The 16,172-nt window shown below is 62.6% G+C and carries 15 protein-coding genes; 8 read left to right on the top strand and 7 right to left on the bottom strand.

Annotation, left to right across the window (positions count from 1 at the left end; translation table 11 throughout):
• Positions 1-22: 22 nt before the first annotated feature.
• Entirely contained in the window at positions 23-907 is an 885-nt protein-coding gene (locus ACPPVQ_RS02205) for an ABC transporter permease (RefSeq protein ID WP_426518179.1), read from the bottom strand.
• Between ACPPVQ_RS02205 and ACPPVQ_RS02200 the strand changes: the two genes are divergently transcribed.
• Positions 897-1,091 carry a hypothetical protein gene (locus ACPPVQ_RS02200; protein WP_426518177.1) on the top strand — a complete coding sequence of 65 codons (195 nt, stop codon included), beginning with the start codon at positions 897-899 and terminating at the stop codon, positions 1,089-1,091. The two genes, ACPPVQ_RS02205 and ACPPVQ_RS02200, sit on opposite strands and share 11 nt — an antisense overlap.
• 12 nt (positions 1,092-1,103) lie before the next feature.
• Here ACPPVQ_RS02200 and ACPPVQ_RS02195 read toward each other — a convergent pair whose 3' ends face one another.
• Together ACPPVQ_RS02195 and ACPPVQ_RS02190 are read right to left on the bottom strand one after the other, a co-directional pair.
• A complete protein-coding gene (locus tag ACPPVQ_RS02195) occupies positions 1,104-2,684 on the bottom strand; it encodes a sugar ABC transporter ATP-binding protein (protein ID WP_426521371.1) in 1,581 nt (526 codons plus the stop codon).
• Between the two features lie 160 nt (positions 2,685-2,844).
• Positions 2,845-3,942, bottom strand: coding sequence for a sugar ABC transporter substrate-binding protein (locus tag ACPPVQ_RS02190; protein WP_426518175.1), 1,098 nt, complete (start codon positions 3,940-3,942; stop codon positions 2,845-2,847).
• Between the two features lie 481 nt (positions 3,943-4,423).
• On the opposite strand from ACPPVQ_RS02190, the gene ACPPVQ_RS02185 reads away from it, so the two are divergent.
• From ACPPVQ_RS02185 to ACPPVQ_RS02170, 4 genes are all read left to right on the top strand, one after another.
• Positions 4,424-5,575 (top strand): acyl-CoA dehydrogenase family protein, encoded by a 1,152-nt coding sequence (locus ACPPVQ_RS02185; RefSeq protein WP_426518173.1) that lies wholly within the window; start codon positions 4,424-4,426, stop codon positions 5,573-5,575.
• Positions 5,576-5,577: 2 nt separating this feature from the next.
• Positions 5,578-6,039 carry a MaoC family dehydratase gene (locus tag ACPPVQ_RS02180; RefSeq protein ID WP_426518171.1) on the top strand — a complete coding sequence of 154 codons (462 nt, stop codon included), beginning with the start codon at positions 5,578-5,580 and terminating at the stop codon, positions 6,037-6,039.
• A 32-nt stretch (positions 6,040-6,071) separates the two neighbouring features.
• Positions 6,072-7,223, top strand: a complete 1,152-nt coding sequence (locus ACPPVQ_RS02175) for an acyl-CoA dehydrogenase family protein (protein WP_426518169.1) — start codon at positions 6,072-6,074, stop codon at positions 7,221-7,223.
• Positions 7,224-7,341: 118 nt separating this feature from the next.
• Positions 7,342-8,052: a GntR family transcriptional regulator gene (locus ACPPVQ_RS02170; protein WP_426518167.1), complete on the top strand. Its 711-nt coding sequence runs from the start codon at positions 7,342-7,344 to the stop codon at positions 8,050-8,052.
• Between the two features lie 52 nt (positions 8,053-8,104).
• On the opposite strand, the gene ACPPVQ_RS02165 is transcribed toward ACPPVQ_RS02170, so the two are convergent.
• From ACPPVQ_RS02165 to ACPPVQ_RS02150, 4 genes are all read right to left on the bottom strand, one after another.
• Complete coding sequence (locus tag ACPPVQ_RS02165; protein ID WP_426518165.1) at positions 8,105-8,932, bottom strand: HpcH/HpaI aldolase/citrate lyase family protein; 828 nt, start codon at positions 8,930-8,932, stop codon at positions 8,105-8,107.
• 10 nt (positions 8,933-8,942) lie between these two features.
• A complete protein-coding gene (locus tag ACPPVQ_RS02160) occupies positions 8,943-10,127 on the bottom strand; it encodes a cytochrome b/b6 domain-containing protein (RefSeq protein WP_426518163.1) in 1,185 nt (394 codons plus the stop codon).
• Positions 10,128-10,419: 292 nt separating this feature from the next.
• Complete coding sequence (locus ACPPVQ_RS02155; protein ID WP_426518161.1) at positions 10,420-11,385, bottom strand: electron transfer flavoprotein subunit alpha/FixB family protein; 966 nt, start codon at positions 11,383-11,385, stop codon at positions 10,420-10,422.
• Between the two features lie 13 nt (positions 11,386-11,398).
• A complete protein-coding gene (locus tag ACPPVQ_RS02150; RefSeq protein WP_426518159.1) occupies positions 11,399-12,175 on the bottom strand; it encodes an electron transfer flavoprotein subunit beta/FixA family protein in 777 nt (258 codons plus the stop codon).
• A 354-nt stretch (positions 12,176-12,529) separates the two neighbouring features.
• Here ACPPVQ_RS02150 and ACPPVQ_RS02145 point away from each other — a divergent pair, with 354 nt between their 5' ends.
• From ACPPVQ_RS02145 to ACPPVQ_RS02135, 3 genes are read left to right on the top strand one after another with little or no spacing between them, the layout of a single operon-like run.
• Positions 12,530-12,994, top strand: a complete 465-nt coding sequence (locus ACPPVQ_RS02145) for a MaoC family dehydratase (protein ID WP_426518157.1) — start codon at positions 12,530-12,532, stop codon at positions 12,992-12,994.
• Between the two features lie 43 nt (positions 12,995-13,037).
• Positions 13,038-14,981: an AMP-binding protein gene (locus tag ACPPVQ_RS02140; RefSeq protein ID WP_426518155.1), complete on the top strand. Its 1,944-nt coding sequence runs from the start codon at positions 13,038-13,040 to the stop codon at positions 14,979-14,981.
• A 10-nt stretch (positions 14,982-14,991) separates the two neighbouring features.
• A complete protein-coding gene (locus tag ACPPVQ_RS02135) occupies positions 14,992-16,155 on the top strand; it encodes an acyl-CoA dehydrogenase family protein (RefSeq protein ID WP_426518153.1) in 1,164 nt (387 codons plus the stop codon).
• The last annotated feature ends 17 nt before the right edge of the window (positions 16,156-16,172 follow it).

Here is a 16,172-nt window from a genome sequence, read left to right as displayed (position 1 = left end):
ACCAAGGCTGCAAGACGGACAGTCAGCTACTCGCCGCATTCACGCGCGACCGCCCCTTGGCTCGGATCCACGATCGCACCTTGATCGCTTGTTCGAGGCTGGAGCCACCGAGTGCCAGAAGCAGAACCAGCCCGCTGAACATGCTCTGTGTCCACGGCGGTGCGCCGACCAGGAACAGGCCGTTCGTACCGGTTTGCAGCAAGATCACCGCGAGCAGGGTGCCCCATGCGTTGAACCGGCCACCGAACTGAGTTGAGCCGAGGAACGCGGCAGCATAAGCGCTCAGCAGGTAGGGGTCCCCGATTCCAGGGCTCCCGGAGTTGACTGAGGAGGCAAGGAGCACGCCGGCAACCCCCATGATCAGTCCCGTGACAACGAGGCTGACAAAACTCAGCCGTCTTGTTCGGATTCCGATCAGGTTTGATCCGCGGTCGTTGAATCCCACGGCGTAGATCTGCCGTCCGGTCACGGTGTATCGCTGCACGAACCACAGGACCAACGTCACGAGGAGTGCCAGGAAGAACGGCAGAGTGAGCCCACCGATGCCAACGGTGGCGATCTGGCCGAACGCGCCGTTCATTTGAGCGCCAGTGATCGTCTCGGTGGACAGGATCGAGCCGATTGTGGCGAAGAGTGCACCCGTCGCCAAAGTACCGATGAATGAGTCGATCCGCGCGCCCACTACGATCACCCCGTTGAAGAGCCCCATGGCAACACTTGCGAGCAGGGTCACAACTACCGCTGGAATCACTCCCCACCCGGCGTTCACAAGCAGCCAGGCCACCAACAGATTGGACAGACCCATCGCCCCGCCGATCGACAGATCGAACAGCCGGGCCGAGAGCGGCAGCACGAGGCCCAGTGCCATGAGGCCTGGGACCGCGGCGCCGTTCAGGATGCTCTTCACAGTGGTCCACGTCGGGAACGTGCTTGGAGCCCAGATCGAGAAGATGATGATCAGGGCGATCTCGACATACACGACGCTGATGTTGGTAAAGCTGAGGTTCCGCAACCAGCTCGGCCGAGCAGAAGCGGTTGCCTCCGAATCGGCCCGGTTCGGACCAGACCCAGAGCTGGATCCGTTCGCCTGAACGACGTGCTCCTCAACGTTGCTCATCGGGCACTCCTTCGATCGCGTATCCGATTGCTGTCTTGGTCATTTGTGCTCCAGTAAATGTGTTTGCAACGTGTCCGTCCCGCAACGCGATCACCCGATCGCAGCACGCCAGGAGATCTTCGACGTCGGACGAGGCCATGAGGATTGCGAGGCCTTTGCCGGCCGCGTCCCGTATCGCTTCGTAGAAGACGTTGCGGGCCCCGATATCGACCCCCGCTGTCGGCTCGGTCAGGACCAGCACCTTCGGTAAGCCGGCGAGCGAGCGTGCCAGCACAGCCTTCTGTTGATTCCCGCCACTCAGCGTCAGGATGGGCCGCTGTGCGTAAGAAAGATCGGCACGAACCACATCAAGCCAATGACGCGCGAAGGAACGTTCGGCGGCCGGCGCTACGACGCCTCCGCGTCGAATTCGCGTGAGCGAGCCGAGGGACACGTTTTCGGTTGTAGTGAATCCGCTGACGATGCCCTCGGTCAGACGATCCGCCGGCACGAGTGAGACTCCGAGCTCACGCGCCTTGCCGATAGTCAACTCATCGACGGAAACGCCGCCGATTGAAATGCTCCCCTGCATAACCTGAGCCCGGTCGCCGGCCACGACGTAGGGCAACTCTTCGCGGCCCGATCCGAGCAGGCCCGCGACTCCCACGACCTCCCCGCGGGCAACGCTGAAGCTCACTCCGCGCAGATACTCCCCCTCGACGTCATTGAGCTCGAGCGCAGGTGGTGTTGCCGTTGTCGGCTGCTCGTTCCGCGTCGCCGGGGTACGGTCTGCCGGTTGGTCGTGCGTGCCGGTAATCAGGTCGACGAGCCGCGTGAGTGTGACATCGCCGAGCTCGCCGTCCCAGACCCGGGACCCATCACGAAGTACGGTCACGTGATCTGCAATATCCATGACCTCGTCGAGACGATGGGATACAAGGATCACGGATGCACCGGCCGCTGTGATTTCGCGAATGAGCGCAAACAATCTGTGAACCTCATGCGATGCGAGGGCCGCTGTCGGTTCATCGAGCACCAGTACACCGCTGTCGGCGTTCCAGTTCGCCACCGCTCTCACGATCGCGACGGCTGTGCGCTCCGGGGGCGAAGCTTCGGCGAGAGGGCGATCCGGATCGATTGAGAAGCCGAAGCGACTGAGAAGTTCCGCAGCACGCTTGGCCTGCTTCGTCCAGTCGATCGCACCGAACCGATTGCGCTCGTATCCTGCGACGAATCCGATGTTGTCCGCCAGGCCGAGTTCACCAACGATGCCGAAGTCCTGATGGACGAACCGCAATCCTTTCTGGTGTGCCTGACGAGCGTCACCGAGTTCCATCGCCTCGCCGTAAACGAATGCCTCACTGCCGGGATCGGGGTCCTGAACGCCGGCCAGGCATTTGAGAAGCGTCGATTTTCCGGAGCCGTTGTGGCCGACGAGAGCGTGAACGGAGCCACGCCTCACCTCGAGATCCACGTCGACGAGAGCCCGTACTCCGGGAAAGGTCTTCGAGACGTGGCGCAGCTGCAACGCGAACTCGCCTGTCTCGTGTCGAGTTGCCAAGACCGCGTCGTCCGGTTGCGAGCCCATCGTGCCCTCAGACACGGGATCGGTGTCATTTCTGGTCATGCGGTTCTGTTCTCTCAGTGCCGGTTCGGGCGGGGACGTCGCGCGCATCCGTCGAATGGATGCACGTGACGTCCGCCGCCCATGTCAATGCCAGGTTTCAGGCGCGACGCGAGATCGAGGGCTACTTGTCCCAGATCTTCTTGTACTGGTCCTGGTAGTTGGCCACGACCGGCGGGTAGGAACCGTCGCTGGGAGCCGACTGCGGAATGTTCCCGTACTCCTTGTCCCAGAGCACAGCGCGCTCGTACTTCACGTCCTGGTCGAGTGCGCTCGCCGTCTGGTCCGTGAAGATGCGCGCAGCCGCATCGGCGAGACGCCAGCCCAGCTCCGTGGTGTCCATCGGCGTGCTCGCAGTGAGTGTCCCGGCGGACAGGGTGGTGAGGTTCTCGGGCACCAGGGCGACCGAGTACGTTTTGGGCAGGGTGACGCCGGCCTGCTTCGCTGCCGAGAACAGGTTCGCGTCCATGCCGTCCCAGCCGACGAAGAGCGATTTGATGTCAGGGTTGGCCCGCAGCCAGTTGACGATGTCGCTACCAGCTGTGGTGCCGAGCGACGTCAGTGGCAATTCCATCGACTTGACTTGACAGCTTGGGCACAGCTTGTTGACCTCGCTCTTGTAGCTCTTCGAGTAGTCGTTGATGATTTTGTAGCCCTGGATGCCGACCATTCCGACGGTACCCGGTGCCCCCATGTCTGCCAGGGACTTGTCGCCTACGGCCTGCGCCAGTTTGCTGAGACCATCGACACCCATCAACTGCAGCGTCAAAACCCCGCCCGTCGGGTCGGCTCCTGTCGTCGAGACGATCGGGACGCCCTTCGATTGGAATTCCTTCAGCTGTGTCTCGATCGGGGCCACATCGACCGCGGAGATGACCAGGAGGTCCGGGTTCAACTGGCTCGCCTGGTTGAGAGCCTGCTGCAGCAACTGCGGAGTGGGCTGCTGCGGCTGAATTTCCTTGACATTCCAACCCATGAGCTTCGCGGCGTCCTTGAAGCCGTTGTACGTGAGGATCGTTCCCGACCCGCCCTGGCCCGCACCGATCAGAACAACAGTTTTGTTCGACGGAATCGGCTTCCCGATCGGCTGGGTGATGCCGATCGAGGTCGGCACCTTTCGATAGGTAGCGACTTTGGCCGCCGCTGTCTTGAAGCCGGCAGCGTCTGCTGCAGTCCCCGCTGTGGTCGACGACGACGCGCCGGCGCCGCTGCATGCTGCCATCGCGATCACAAGCGCGGTTGCAGATGCGGTAGCGAAACCAGCACGTAGCATCCGGCGCCTATACATCGTTGCTTTCATGTACTTCCTCCTCATTGAGTAGTTCCGTTGAACGAAATGGGCCGACGGGGTTCGACCCTGGCCTCTTAGCGAAATGTTGAGAGCTTCGACCTTGCGTGCCCTGGATCTCAGCGGCTACCGCGCAGTCACTCTTCGATCTACTGAAAGCGCTATGTTCGTACTTTGTAGATAAAATAAAATGCTTCCCACGAACAAGGTAGACATGAGTACGGCGGTGCGTCAACTTCCGTCACAAACTTGTAATGTTTCCCAGCGGCTCGGTGCTGGCGCACTGTTGGCGCGCACGGGGCTCCTGCCTTCCGCTCCGAGCATCCGAAGTGGTCCTCGCCAAAGGTTCATTTATAATATATTCTATAGAAACCACGCCTCCGAGCGAACCTAACCACAAGAGACCGAGGTTGTCATGCCCCAGCTCAGCGAAGAAGAGCAGCTCCTCGTGGACACCGTCCACGCCTTCATCGACCGGGATGTCAAACCGTCCGTTCGCGACCTCGAGCACGCCAACGAGTACCCCGCGCGTTGGATCGAGCAGATGAAAGAGATCGGGATCTACGGGCTCGCGGTACCGGAGGAATACGGGGGAATGCCCGTCTCGATGCCGTGCTACGCACGGGTGACCGAGGAACTGTCCCGCGGCTGGATGTCGCTGGCGGGCGCCATGGGCGGGCACACGGTCGTGGCGAAGCTTCTGACGGAGTACGGCACCGAAGATCAGAAACAGAAGTATCTCCCGCGGATGGCCACCGGCGAGCTGCGCGCGACCATGGCACTCACCGAGCCGGGAGGCGGGTCCGATCTCCAGGCGATGACAACGATCGCCAAGGAAGACGGCAACGACCTGGTCATCAACGGCTCAAAGATGTGGATCTCGAATGCGCGCAGGTCCGGGCTTATCGCCGTGCTCTGCAAGACCGACCCGAACGCTCAGCCTCGTCATAAGGGAATATCCGTTGTGCTGGTCGAGCAAGGACCAGGCCTCGAGGTCTCACGCGACCTTCCCAAGCTGGGATACAAGGGTGTCGAGACATGTGAGCTGATCTTCACTGACTGCCGAGTCCCGAAGAGTCAGATCCTCGGGCTGGAGCCCGGTAAAGGGTTCGGCCAGATGATGCGGGGACTTGAGACCGGTCGCATCAACGTGGCCGCTCGCGCGCTCGGCGTTGGTGCCGCGGCACTCGAGGATGCGCTGAAGTACGCCCAACAGCGCGAGAGCTTCGGCGTTCCGATCTGGAAGCACCAGGCGATCGGGCACTATCTCGCCGACATGGCCACGAAGCTCACGGCAGCACGTCAACTGACGAACTACGCCGCCGAGAAGTATGACCGCGGCGAACGGTGCGACATGGAGGCCGGCATGGCGAAGCTCTTCGCCTCGGAGGTCGGCATGGAGATCGCCCTGAACGCTGTGCGGATCCATGGCGGTTACGGCTACTCCACCGAATTCGACGTGGAACGCTACTTCCGGGATGCCCCACTCATGATTGTCGGCGAGGGCACCAATGAGATACAGCGCAACGTCATCGCCGCGCAGCTCGTCTCACGAGGCGGGATCTAGGCATGGCTAAGGTGCAGATGATCGAGGGAGCTCCGGGTTTCGAGGCGTTCATCGGGCGCGAGCTGGGCACGAGCGAATGGATCACCGTCGATCAGCGCATGATCGACGACTTTGCGCGCACCACCGGCGACGAGCAATGGATTCACGTCGACCCAGCGCGAGCGGCGCTCGGACCGTTCGGCACGACGATCGCCCATGGCTATCTCGTACTCTCACTCATTCCGGTCCTTGCAAACCAGGTATATGACGTGCTCGGGTTTTCGGCCCGCGTGAATTACGGTCTTGAAAAGGTTCGCTTCCCGGCGCCCCTTCGATCGGGGGATCGCGTCAGGGATCGTGTCTCCATCGTCAGCGTCGACGAAACACCATCAGGCACACGCGTCACGTTCGCACACCAGCTCGATTCCGACACCGGCGGCCGCCCGGTGTGCGTAGCGCAGACCCTCATCCTCTTCAAAGCCTGACCGATCGGCACCATTCAGAAAGGAACCACATCGTGGACCCAGAGGACTTCAAGGATGTGCTCGACACAGTCCGGGACTTCGTCCGCACGCGAGTCGTGCCCCTCGAAGAGCAGATCGAAGAAGAGGATCGCATCCCTGACGACCTCATCGCCGAGTCGAAGGAGATGGGCCTGTTCGGTTGGGCGATTCCAGAGGAGTACGGCGGAATCGGACTCGACGCGGTTCAAGATGTGCAACTCGCGATGGAGCTCGGCTACACCACCCCCGCGTTCCGTTCGCTGTTCGGCACGAACAACGGGATAGCCGGCCAGGTCTTGGTCAACTACGGCACAGAAGAGCAGAAGCAGTCCTGGCTTCCGCGCCTCGCCTCAGGTGAAGTAATCGCTTCTTTCGCCCTGACCGAAGCAGACGCCGGGTCGGATCCGAGCGGCCTACGGACCTCGGCGGCGCGCGATGGCGATACCTATGTGATCAACGGCTCCAAGCGTTTCATCACGAACGCTCAGCTCGCGCAAGTACTCATTGTCTTTGCTCGCACCGATCCGACCACGTCCGGTACCACCAAGGGCATCTCGGCATTCCTCGTCGACACCGATGCCCCCGGCGTCACCATCGGTCCGCACGACAAGAAGATGGGCCAAGCGGGCGCGTGGACGAGTGAGCTCTACTTCGACGACGTCGAAGTCAGCGCGGACCGCCTCATCGGCGGGCAGGAGGAGGTTGGATTCCACGCGGCCATGGCGTCTCTGGCGAAAGGCCGACTGCACATTTCGGCAGTCTGCGTTGGTCAGGCACAGCGCATCCTCGACGAGTCCATCGCCCACGCTGCCACCGCCACCCAAGGCGGAACGCCCATCGGTACGTTCCAACTCATCCAGGGCATGATCGGAGAGTCCTACGCGGAATTGCGCGCGGCGAAATCGCTCGCCCTCGATGCTGCCGCAGACTTCAGAGACGGTACCGATCGAAAGCTCGGTCCGTCTGCGTCGAAGTTGTTCGCAAGTGAGATGCTCGGGCGAGTCGCCGACCGTGGTGTGCAGATCCATGGCGGCCTCGGTTACATGCGCGCAGTACCTGTAGAGCGTTTCTACCGAGCGGCACGCCTCTTCCGCATCTACGAAGGAACCAGTGAAGTGCAGAAGCTGGTACTGGCCCGCCAGCTGCTCAAAGCACAGGGCATGTAGCGGGCCGGCGGACCCACCGCGTCGCACTCGACGGAGAGCCTGCCCTCCGTCGTCCGCACTACAAAATACGTTATATTCGGTAGAGGATAGTAAATCTGTTCACTCGAAAGGTTGCCACGTGAGCCTCAATGCCCCCGCACTGGTGAATGGTGAAGCACGACGGCAGCTACCCGAAGAAGTCGCCAACTACATCAGGGACCGAATTCTCGCAGGCGAGTTGAAGCCAGGCGAGTTCCTGCGCATGGATCCGATCGCCGAAATGGTCGGCGTGAGCATCACGCCGGTGCGAGAGGGCCTCGTAATGCTCAGCGGCGAAGGCCTTGTCGATTCGATTCCGCGTCGAGGTTTCGTCGTCGCCGAAATCACGCGCGAGGATGTCTACGACATCTTCTGGGTGCAGGGGCAGATCGCGGGCGAATTGGCGGCCCGCGCTGCAAAGCGAATCACCGAGCAGGAGCTCGCGAACCTCGCGAGCATCCACGACGAGTGCAACCAGGCGATCGCGCGTGGAAATATCGCTGAGGCCGGCCATCTTCGCCAGCAGTTCCATCGGGCGATCAACCTTGCCGCGCACTCCGACCAGCTCTCCAACATGCTGGGTGCCGTCGTCCGTCGACTGCCGACCCCCTACTACGCCACGCTGGAGGAGCACGCCGATGAGGCCGCTCCCATGCACTCCCAGATCTTCAATGCGATCGCTGCGCACGACTCAAGACTTGCCAGGTCGCTCACCGCGAAGCACCGACACGATGCCGCGACGACCGTCATCCAGCTCCTCGCCGATCGCGGCTTCTGGGAATCGTCGGCAGAACCCGTCGAGCGTTTCTGACCACGTCTCTGATGAAGCGGATCGCTCGCCTCATCAACCGAGGAACGTTCCCTCAGCGCGCCGCCTGTGCGAGTATGCGCCTGGCACGTTCCCAAAGCGGCTTGTCGATCATCTGACCGTCAACCTGCGAAGCCCCGCCGCCACCGCTTGACATGACACGCCTGGCCCAGTCGACCCGTTCCGCGCTCGGTAGAAAGCCCGCGAGAATCGGCGCGATCTGGGCGGGATGAATGCACAACTGTGCGGTCGCACCGAGCCCTCGTAGTCGCACAGCTTCTCTGCGCACTGCGTCGAGGTTCTTGATCTCGAAAGGCGGTGAGCCCACAGGAGCGGCGAGTCCAGCGACCCGAGACGCGACCACCAAGCGGGCATACACCCAATCGATGGTCGCCGAAGCGATATCGGTGTCGAGATCAAACGAAAGATCAGCGGCACCGACTGCGAAGCGAGTAACTCCACGGACCGCGCTGAGGTCCTCAACCCGGGCCACGCCGGCGGCGCTCTCGATGATGGGCACAATCTCAGCCGCCGCTCCAAGAACAGCGCGTACGCGCTCGATTGTGTCGGGATCCTCTGCTTTGGGCACGAACACACCGGCGATGCAATCGCGCGCGCTCTCCGAGATCTCGTCGAGCATCGCGATGTCGCGGTCGAACCATCGCGAATCAGCAGAGTTGATTCGCACGTGCACCGGACGAGGCAGCCCCTGCTCAAGGGCATTTCGCAGATGCTCCAGCGCTTCGTCCTTTTCATCCGCTGCCACCGCGTCTTCGAGGTCGATGATGACGGCATCGGCTGCGCTATCGCAGGCCTTCCCATAGCGGTCGGGTCGTGACGCCGGCACGAAGAGATACGAGATCGGGTCACGCTTTCCGCTCAACGGAACACTCCTATCGGTTGCTGACTCGGCCGAAGACATTGGCAATCGGTGCAAGCACGAGGGGCCGCACGAGCAACCACACCGCTACGACCACTGCGAGTCCTGCTGCGAAGATCCAGAACCCCGTCCAGCTGATCTCGTCGGTGCCCGCGAACATGTGGTTGAGGTTTTGCAGGGCGCCCGTAGCGAACACCAGAAAGACGTGGATGATCACGAAGAGGACGAAGAACAGCATCGTCGGGAAATGGATCGCACGCGCGAGAGGGGCGGGGTAGATCCGGTCGAGGCGCGGGGAGTTCTTCGGCCACCAGGAACTCATCCGTATTCCAGTGATCGCTGCCAATGGCGCTGCAATGAAGACGACCGCGAAATACATCAGCTGCTGCAGACTGTTGTAGTTCACCCAACCGTTTTCAACCGGCCATTGCAGCGTGAGGTATTGAAGCAGTGCAGAGAGCGCATTGGGAAACACGGCCCAGCTGGTCGGCACAATCCGGGGCCATGCACCCGTCGCGAACAGCAACACCACGAAGACCAGACCGTTCAGGAGCCAAAGCAGGTCGAGCCCGGTGTGGAGCCAGAGATAGATGCTCACCTTTTTACCGCCGCGCTTCGGTGTGTAGAACGCCGGCGGCTTGCGCTGATACCTCACTATCAGCCCGGTGCGGACGATCAGCACCATGAAGAAGAAGTTGAGGTAGTGGGCCCATCTCGCCCACGCTGGAAAACCAGGTTCCACGGAGTCCGGGAGGGCGTACGACCCCGGGTACCGCTGCAGAAACTCCGGCACTCCGGGCAGTGTGGTCACTCCTCGAGCGGCAAGTACGATGATCGCTGCAGCGACGATCACCCCGACGACGATCGCGACCATGAGCCGCACCCACTGGGCGAGAGACCGCGAGCCGAGAACGATCGGCTCGCGCCCCTTCTTACCCGCGGAGACGTGTGGACCGCGAGGAGGTGACGCCTGTGGAACTGGAGTGCTCCGGATCGACTCTGCCGGTGAGCTCGTGACTTCGACGGGGGTCGCGACTGCCTCGGTTCGCGACACTGCATCGCTTTGTTCCGACGTCGGGGGCACGTCGGGCGGCAAATCCGGCTCGGCCGCAGCGACGGTAACAATGACGTTCTCCACCGAATGCGAGGTGTCCGCAACCCCGACCTGAACGGCGGAGGCCGCGGAGGTCTCCGTCATCGTCGCGGTCGCCGATGTCGACCCTGCGGTGGGAGGCCACGGCGCAGCTCCGCGAACTCGGGGTAGGCCGCGTCGCATCGAGGCTGGCGCCGCGACCGTGGCCACGACCGCCGGCGCGGCCACCGACGCGACACCCGTTGGAGCACTCGGGGCCGCCACGACGACGGCATCAACGGCTGCAATCTCCCCCATCTCGGCTGCCGCCGGCTCGCCGCTCGAGGGCGGCCACGGTTCACCGCCAGAGATGCGCGGCAATCCTCGACGGAGTTCAAGCGTGTAAGTCGCCACTCGTCTACCGCTTCCGTGCCTCGAGCGCAGAAATCAGCTGCGGCACGACCTTGAAGACATCGCCGACTACGCCGAAATCTGCGATGTCGAAAATCGGCGCCTCCCCGTCTTTGTTGATTGCCACAATCGTCTTGGCCGTCTGCATCCCGGCGCGATGCTGGATGGCACCCGAGATGCCGAGCGCCACATAGAGCTGCGGCGACACCGAGACACCGGTCTGCCCGACCTGGTGCGTCTGCGGGATGTAACCGGCGTCGACAGCGGCGCGCGAAGCGCCGACGGCCGCACCGAGAGCGTCCGCCAGCTGCTCTACGAGGGCGAACTGCTCCTTCGAGCCCAACCCGCGCCCACCCGAGACGACCTTGGCCGCGCCGCGCAGTTCGGGACGGGACGACGCCTCAGCCGAGGCTTCGAACGCCAGGATCCGGGCGGCACGTCGTCCGGACAAGGGGACCTCGAGAGCCTCCGAAAGAAGTGGCTGCTCCGCGGCACGTGTGTCGATGGCGCCTTGGCGAATCGTGATCACTGGCGCCCCGAAGGTTGGCGCCGAGGTTACGTTATAGGCTCCCCCGTACACCGAATGGTGAGCGACGACTCCTTCTTCATCTCGCGACACGCTTATGGCGTCAACCGCGAGCGCAGAGCGCGAGCGCGCGGCAAAACGTCCGGCGACATCGCGGCCATTGACAGAGTGCGAGATCAGGATGGCCCCAGGTCTGACGACCGACACCGCCTGCTCCAACGCATCGACTGCGGGTACACCGAGCATGTCGTCGGGCGCAGGCGCGACCAGCACCCGTGCCGCGCCCAGCCGGGCGGCCTCGGCGGCAGCATGCTCGCCGAACACGAGCGCGACAGGAGTCCCGATCTGAGTTGCAGCGCCGATCAAACCGGCGGCGGACTTCTCGATGCCTCCCGATGCGAGCGTCTCGAGCACGACCAGGATTGCATCCTTCGAGTAGTCAGTCATTGGGCTTCCTCCGTTACGCGAGTCGGTTCTGAACGAGGAACTCGGCAAGTCTTTCGCCGCCGTCGCCCTCGTCGACGATCTTGATGCCCGCTGTCCGTTGGGGCTTCTGGGCGACGGTCAGCATGATGGAGCGCGCAACCGAAAGGTCGCCGGCGTCGACGCCCAGGTCGCTGGTCGATACGACTTCCAAAGGCTTCTTCTTGGCCGCCACAATCCCTTTGAAGGCCGGAAATCGTGCATCTGGGAGCGCCTCGGTGATCGAGATCACGGCAGGAAGATCCGCCACAACCTTCTGTACACCGCCATCGACCGCGCGGGATCCAGAGGCCTGGGTCTCGCTCAGTTCGACCTCGAACAGGCCCGTGAGGTGTGGCACATCAAGCAGCTCCGCGAGCATTGCGGGCATTACGCCACCCGAACCGTCCGTCGACACGTTGCCGGTGATGACAAGGTCGAAGCCCTCGCGACGAACTGCCGCGGAAAGCACCTCGGCCGTCAGCCCCACATCGGCTCCGACCAGCGCATCGTCGACGATATGGGTCGCGGAAGCTGCGCCCATCGCCAGGGCCTTTCGGATCGTCGCGGTCGCTCCCTCGGGCGCGACCGTCACCACGGTGATCTCTGTGCCATCGTGTGTGTCGCCATAGGCCAGAGCCACCTCGAGGGCGCGTTCCCCGATTTCGTCAAGGACAGGCTCGGATGCCCCACGGTCGGCCAGACCTGTTTCCAGATCCAGCTTGCGATCCCCGTAAGTGTCAGGCACCTCTTTGACCAGAACGACGATCTTCATGCGTGGCTCCTCGAATCGAACCCGGGTGGTGGACGACGTTGCCCCATTGGTATCGACTCCATGCGAGACCTCCAAAGCAAACGTCAATAATATATTCTATTTCTGGTGCGAACGCAACGCGGCGAGATTAGGGATCGAACACCTCCCCCAGCCTTTTCCACCGACCCTTTCGAGTGCGTTCGGCAGCATGGCCATAGCCCGCTCATTCGCCTGCAGTTTGACGATATTATATAAAATCCCTAGAATAAGGAACGCGGACAGCGGCGTTTGCCAGCGCCGCGCGAACAGGCCTTTATCTACCCCGGGTCGCGCCTCGTCGAGCGCGTGGCTCCATGAAATGAAGGGAGATCGCCCATGCCGGGTCTCTATTTCGAGGAGTTCGAACCAGGAATGGTCATCGAACACGAGGTGCGCCGGACGGTCACCGAGATGGACAACGTGCTCTTCAGCACGCTGACGTTGAACATGGCTCCGCTTCACCTGGATGCCGAGTACAGCAAGGACTCGATTTACGGTCAGCGCCTGGTGAACAGCCTCTTCGTGCATGGCCTCGTCTGCGGAATCTCGATGCACGAGACAACGTATGGAACGACGCTCGGAAATCTCGGCTTCACCGAGACCAGGTTTCCCAAGCCCGTCTTCCACGGAGACACCATCCGCGTGCGAACCGAAATCGTTGCTGTGCGCGAGTCGGAGAGTCGTAGTGACTCCGGAATCGTGACGTTTCGCCACCTGGGAATCAACCAGCGTGACGAGGTCGTCTGCGAAACGACCCGCGCCGGCTTGATGATCAAGAAGTCTTCCCTGGGCGACGCCTAGTACTCGATAGAACGGCAACAACGACGTTGACAAAGGGGCAAGGATGAGCGACGAGCAGACGACGTGGGCGTGGGAACCGTCCGTGGAAGTTCGCAACCGGTCACGGCTCCTTCGGGCCATGCACCAGTGGGGCATCCAGGGCGATGATGCCGGTGCGATCCAACAACTGAACAGTCGGGCGACTGCAGATCCTGAGTGGTTCTGGCGAGCCGCTCTCGACGATCTCGGGATCGACTTCGATGCCCCGTTCGACCGCGTCCTCGACGACTCGGCCGGCAAGACCTTTCCGAAGTGGTTCCCCGGCGGATCGATCAATGTGGCCACGCTCAGCGCATTCCGCCACGGCGAGGGCGAACGAGCCGATCGGCTCGCCGTTGTGTACGAGGGCGATTCCGGCCAGCGTCGCACACTCACCTTCGCCGAACTCAGCGAGCAGGTCCGTTGGTTTGCCGCGCACCTCGCACGACTGGGCGTGAAACGCGGAGATCGAGTGGTTCTCTTCATGCCGGTGATCCCCGAATCCGTCGTCGCCTTCCTTGCGATCGCCATGCTCGGCGCGATCGCTGTGCCAACGTTCTCCGGCTATGCGGCAGACGCCCTTGCGACCCGGCTGCAGGACTCGGGTGCGGTCGCGATCATCACAGCGGACGGCACCACACGGCGTGGCGGCATCGTCGAACTCAAACGCACGGCCGACGCCGCTCTGACAGAGGCACCTTCGGTACGCACGGTAGTGGTGCTCCGACATCTCGGCACTGACGTTCCGATGCGACCAGGTCGTGACGTCTATTACGACGAACTGGGCGATTCACCCGAGCCCGTGGACATCGCGCCGACCGAGTCGAACGACCCCCTCGCGGTCGTCTACACGTCGGGAACCACCGGACGTCCGAAGGGGATCGTCCATTCCCATGGCGGCTTCGCCGTGAAGACGGCCGTGGACTTCGGCTACGGCTTCGACGTGACCGGCGACGACGTCGTGTGCTGGATCACGGACCTCGGCTGGCTCGTAGGGCCCATGCTGATGGTCGGGCCGCTGCAACTCGGGGCGACGATCGTCATGGTGGAAGGGCTTCCAACGCATCCGCAATCGAACCGTCTCTGGGAGGTCGCCGCGCGGAACGGCGTCACTGTTCAAGGCATCGCGCCGACGGCCGCACGGGCGCTCCGCGCCGCCGGCGGCGACGTACCAATGATGCCCTCGCTCAAATCGTTTGTGTCCACCGGAGAAGCGTGGGATGAATCCACCTGGTGGTGGCTGTTCGACAACGTGGGCGGACGCACGCGGCCCATCATCAACTTCAGTGGCGGAACGGAGGTCGGCGGCGGAATCATCATCGGCTACCCGTTTCTGCCGTCGCCTGCTGCCGCCTTCACTGGGTCGTTGCCTGGCATCGATGCCGCCGTCTACGGGGAGGATGGCACCCCGGTGGTGGGCGAAATCGGCGAGCTTGTCGTACGCAACACCTTCCCCGGCATGACCCACTCGTTCTGGCACGACGACGCCCGCTACGTCGAGACGTATTGGAGCAGGTGGCCGGACGTGTGGGTTCACGGAGACCTGGCAAGCATCGATGGCTCCGGGATCTGGACCATTCACGGTCGCTCGGACGATACCCTCAAGCTTTCCGGCCGTCGCGTCGGGCCGGCTGAGATCGAGGCAGCTCTTCTTCGGGACAATCGCATCGCCGATGTGGCGGTGATCGGCGTTCCCGACCAAGCCAGAGGCCAACGAGCCGTCGCCTTCGCCGTTCTCCGCGAGGATGCCGAGCTGGACAATCTGCAGGCCACAGCGCTCGCCAATGCCGGTAAAGGGTTTGCGCCCACCGTTTATACCGTCAACAGTCTCCCCAAGACGAAAAACGGCAAGATCATGCGAAGGATCATCCGGGCGCGCTTTCTTGGCGACCCCACCGGTGATACTTCAGCATTGGATCCTGCCACGCCGATCAACGACATCCCCGTTCTCGCGGGCGAAAGCAAGTAGGAGCAGCAACATGTACGAAGAGACTGAGAGCAACATTGAGATCGTGCGTCAGGCGACACGGGATCTCGCCCGCAGGTTCGACAACGACTATTGGCTCGAGAAGGACCGCAACCACGAGTATCCGTGGGACTTCATCAAGGCGTTTGCCGACGGCGGATGGCTCGGGGCGATGATCCCTGAGGAGTACGGCGGTATCGGCCTCGGCTTGCAGGAGGCCGCCGTCATGATGAATGAGATCGCCGCCTCCGGCGCGGGCATGAGCGGTGGATCGGCGATCCATTTCTACGTGTTCCCTCCAGCACCGATCGTCAAATACGGTTCCGAGGAAATGAAGCGCAAGTATCTGCCGCAGCTCGCATCCGGCCAGATGCTTACCGCGTTCGCGATCACGGAGCCGACCGCGGGAGTCGACACCTCCCGCATCACAACCAAGGCTGAGAAAGTCGAGGGCGGCTGGGTCGTCAACGGCCAGAAGGTCTTCATCACCAACGCGAAGAACGCACACCGCATGGTCTTGCTGGCGCGCACCTCACCCCGCGATCCCGAACACCCGCTGCGCGGGATGACCCTCTTCTTCGCAGAGAAAGACCTGGAGCACATGACTGTGCGAGAGATCGACAAGCTCGGCCGAGCGGCGATCGATACGAACGAGGTCTTCATCGACAACCTGTTCGTCGCGGACGAGGACGTCATCGGCGAAGTCGGGCGCGGCTTCAACTACATCATCGACGGCCTCAACCCCGAACGCATCGTTGTCGCCATGGAGGGGATCGGGCTCGGCCGGGCCGCCCTGGAGATCGGCGTCGAATACGCGAAGAATCGCATCGTCTTCGATCGCCCCATCGGCAAGAACCAGGCAGTCGCACATCCGCTGGCCGATTCGTGGATCCGCCTGGAGGCCGCCGAGCTTGCTGCGATGAACGCCGCCCGACTGTTCGATGAAGATAAGCCGTGCGGACCCGAAGCTGCCGTCGCAAAGTACCTCGGCGCCGAGGCGGGCTTCGATGCATGCGACAGGGTCTTTTCCACCCTGGGCGGATACGCCTATGCGAAGGAGTACCACATCGAACGGCTGTGGCGGGAAGTTCGCTTGCTGCGCAACGCCCCCTTCTCCCAGGAGATGGTCCGCAATTTCGTTTCCCAGAACGTTCTCGGCCTCCCCCGCTCGTACTGAGCCCCTGCCATCTTGTC

Origin of the sequence: Leifsonia sp. McL0618, assembly GCF_049994905.1 — a bacterium.
GTDB lineage: Bacteria > Actinomycetota > Actinomycetes > Actinomycetales > Microbacteriaceae > Diaminobutyricibacter.
Note: the sequence above shows the minus strand (reverse complement) of the source record. Positions and strands in the feature narration are given on the sequence as shown.

Coding starts and splice junctions, on each gene's coding strand:
- ACPPVQ_RS02200 (WP_426518177.1), top strand. CDS start 897: ATGCTCTTCACAGTGGTCCACGTCGGGAACGTGCTTGGAGCCCAGATC.
- ACPPVQ_RS02195 (WP_426521371.1), bottom strand. CDS start 2,684: ATGGGCTCGCAACCGGACGACGCGGTCTTGGCAACTCGACACGAGACA.
- ACPPVQ_RS02190 (WP_426518175.1), bottom strand. CDS start 3,942: ATGGCAGCATGCAGCGGCGCCGGCGCGTCGTCGTCGACCACAGCGGGG.
- ACPPVQ_RS02185 (WP_426518173.1), top strand. CDS start 4,424: ATGCCCCAGCTCAGCGAAGAAGAGCAGCTCCTCGTGGACACCGTCCAC.
- ACPPVQ_RS02180 (WP_426518171.1), top strand. CDS start 5,578: ATGGCTAAGGTGCAGATGATCGAGGGAGCTCCGGGTTTCGAGGCGTTC.
- ACPPVQ_RS02160 (WP_426518163.1), bottom strand. CDS start 10,127: ATGACGGAGACCTCCGCGGCCTCCGCCGTTCAGGTCGGGGTTGCGGAC.
- ACPPVQ_RS02155 (WP_426518161.1), bottom strand. CDS start 11,385: ATGACTGACTACTCGAAGGATGCAATCCTGGTCGTGCTCGAGACGCTC.
- ACPPVQ_RS02150 (WP_426518159.1), bottom strand. CDS start 12,175: ATGAAGATCGTCGTTCTGGTCAAAGAGGTGCCTGACACTTACGGGGAT.
- ACPPVQ_RS02145 (WP_426518157.1), top strand. CDS start 12,530: ATGCCGGGTCTCTATTTCGAGGAGTTCGAACCAGGAATGGTCATCGAA.
- ACPPVQ_RS02140 (WP_426518155.1), top strand. CDS start 13,038: ATGAGCGACGAGCAGACGACGTGGGCGTGGGAACCGTCCGTGGAAGTT.
- ACPPVQ_RS02135 (WP_426518153.1), top strand. CDS start 14,992: ATGTACGAAGAGACTGAGAGCAACATTGAGATCGTGCGTCAGGCGACA.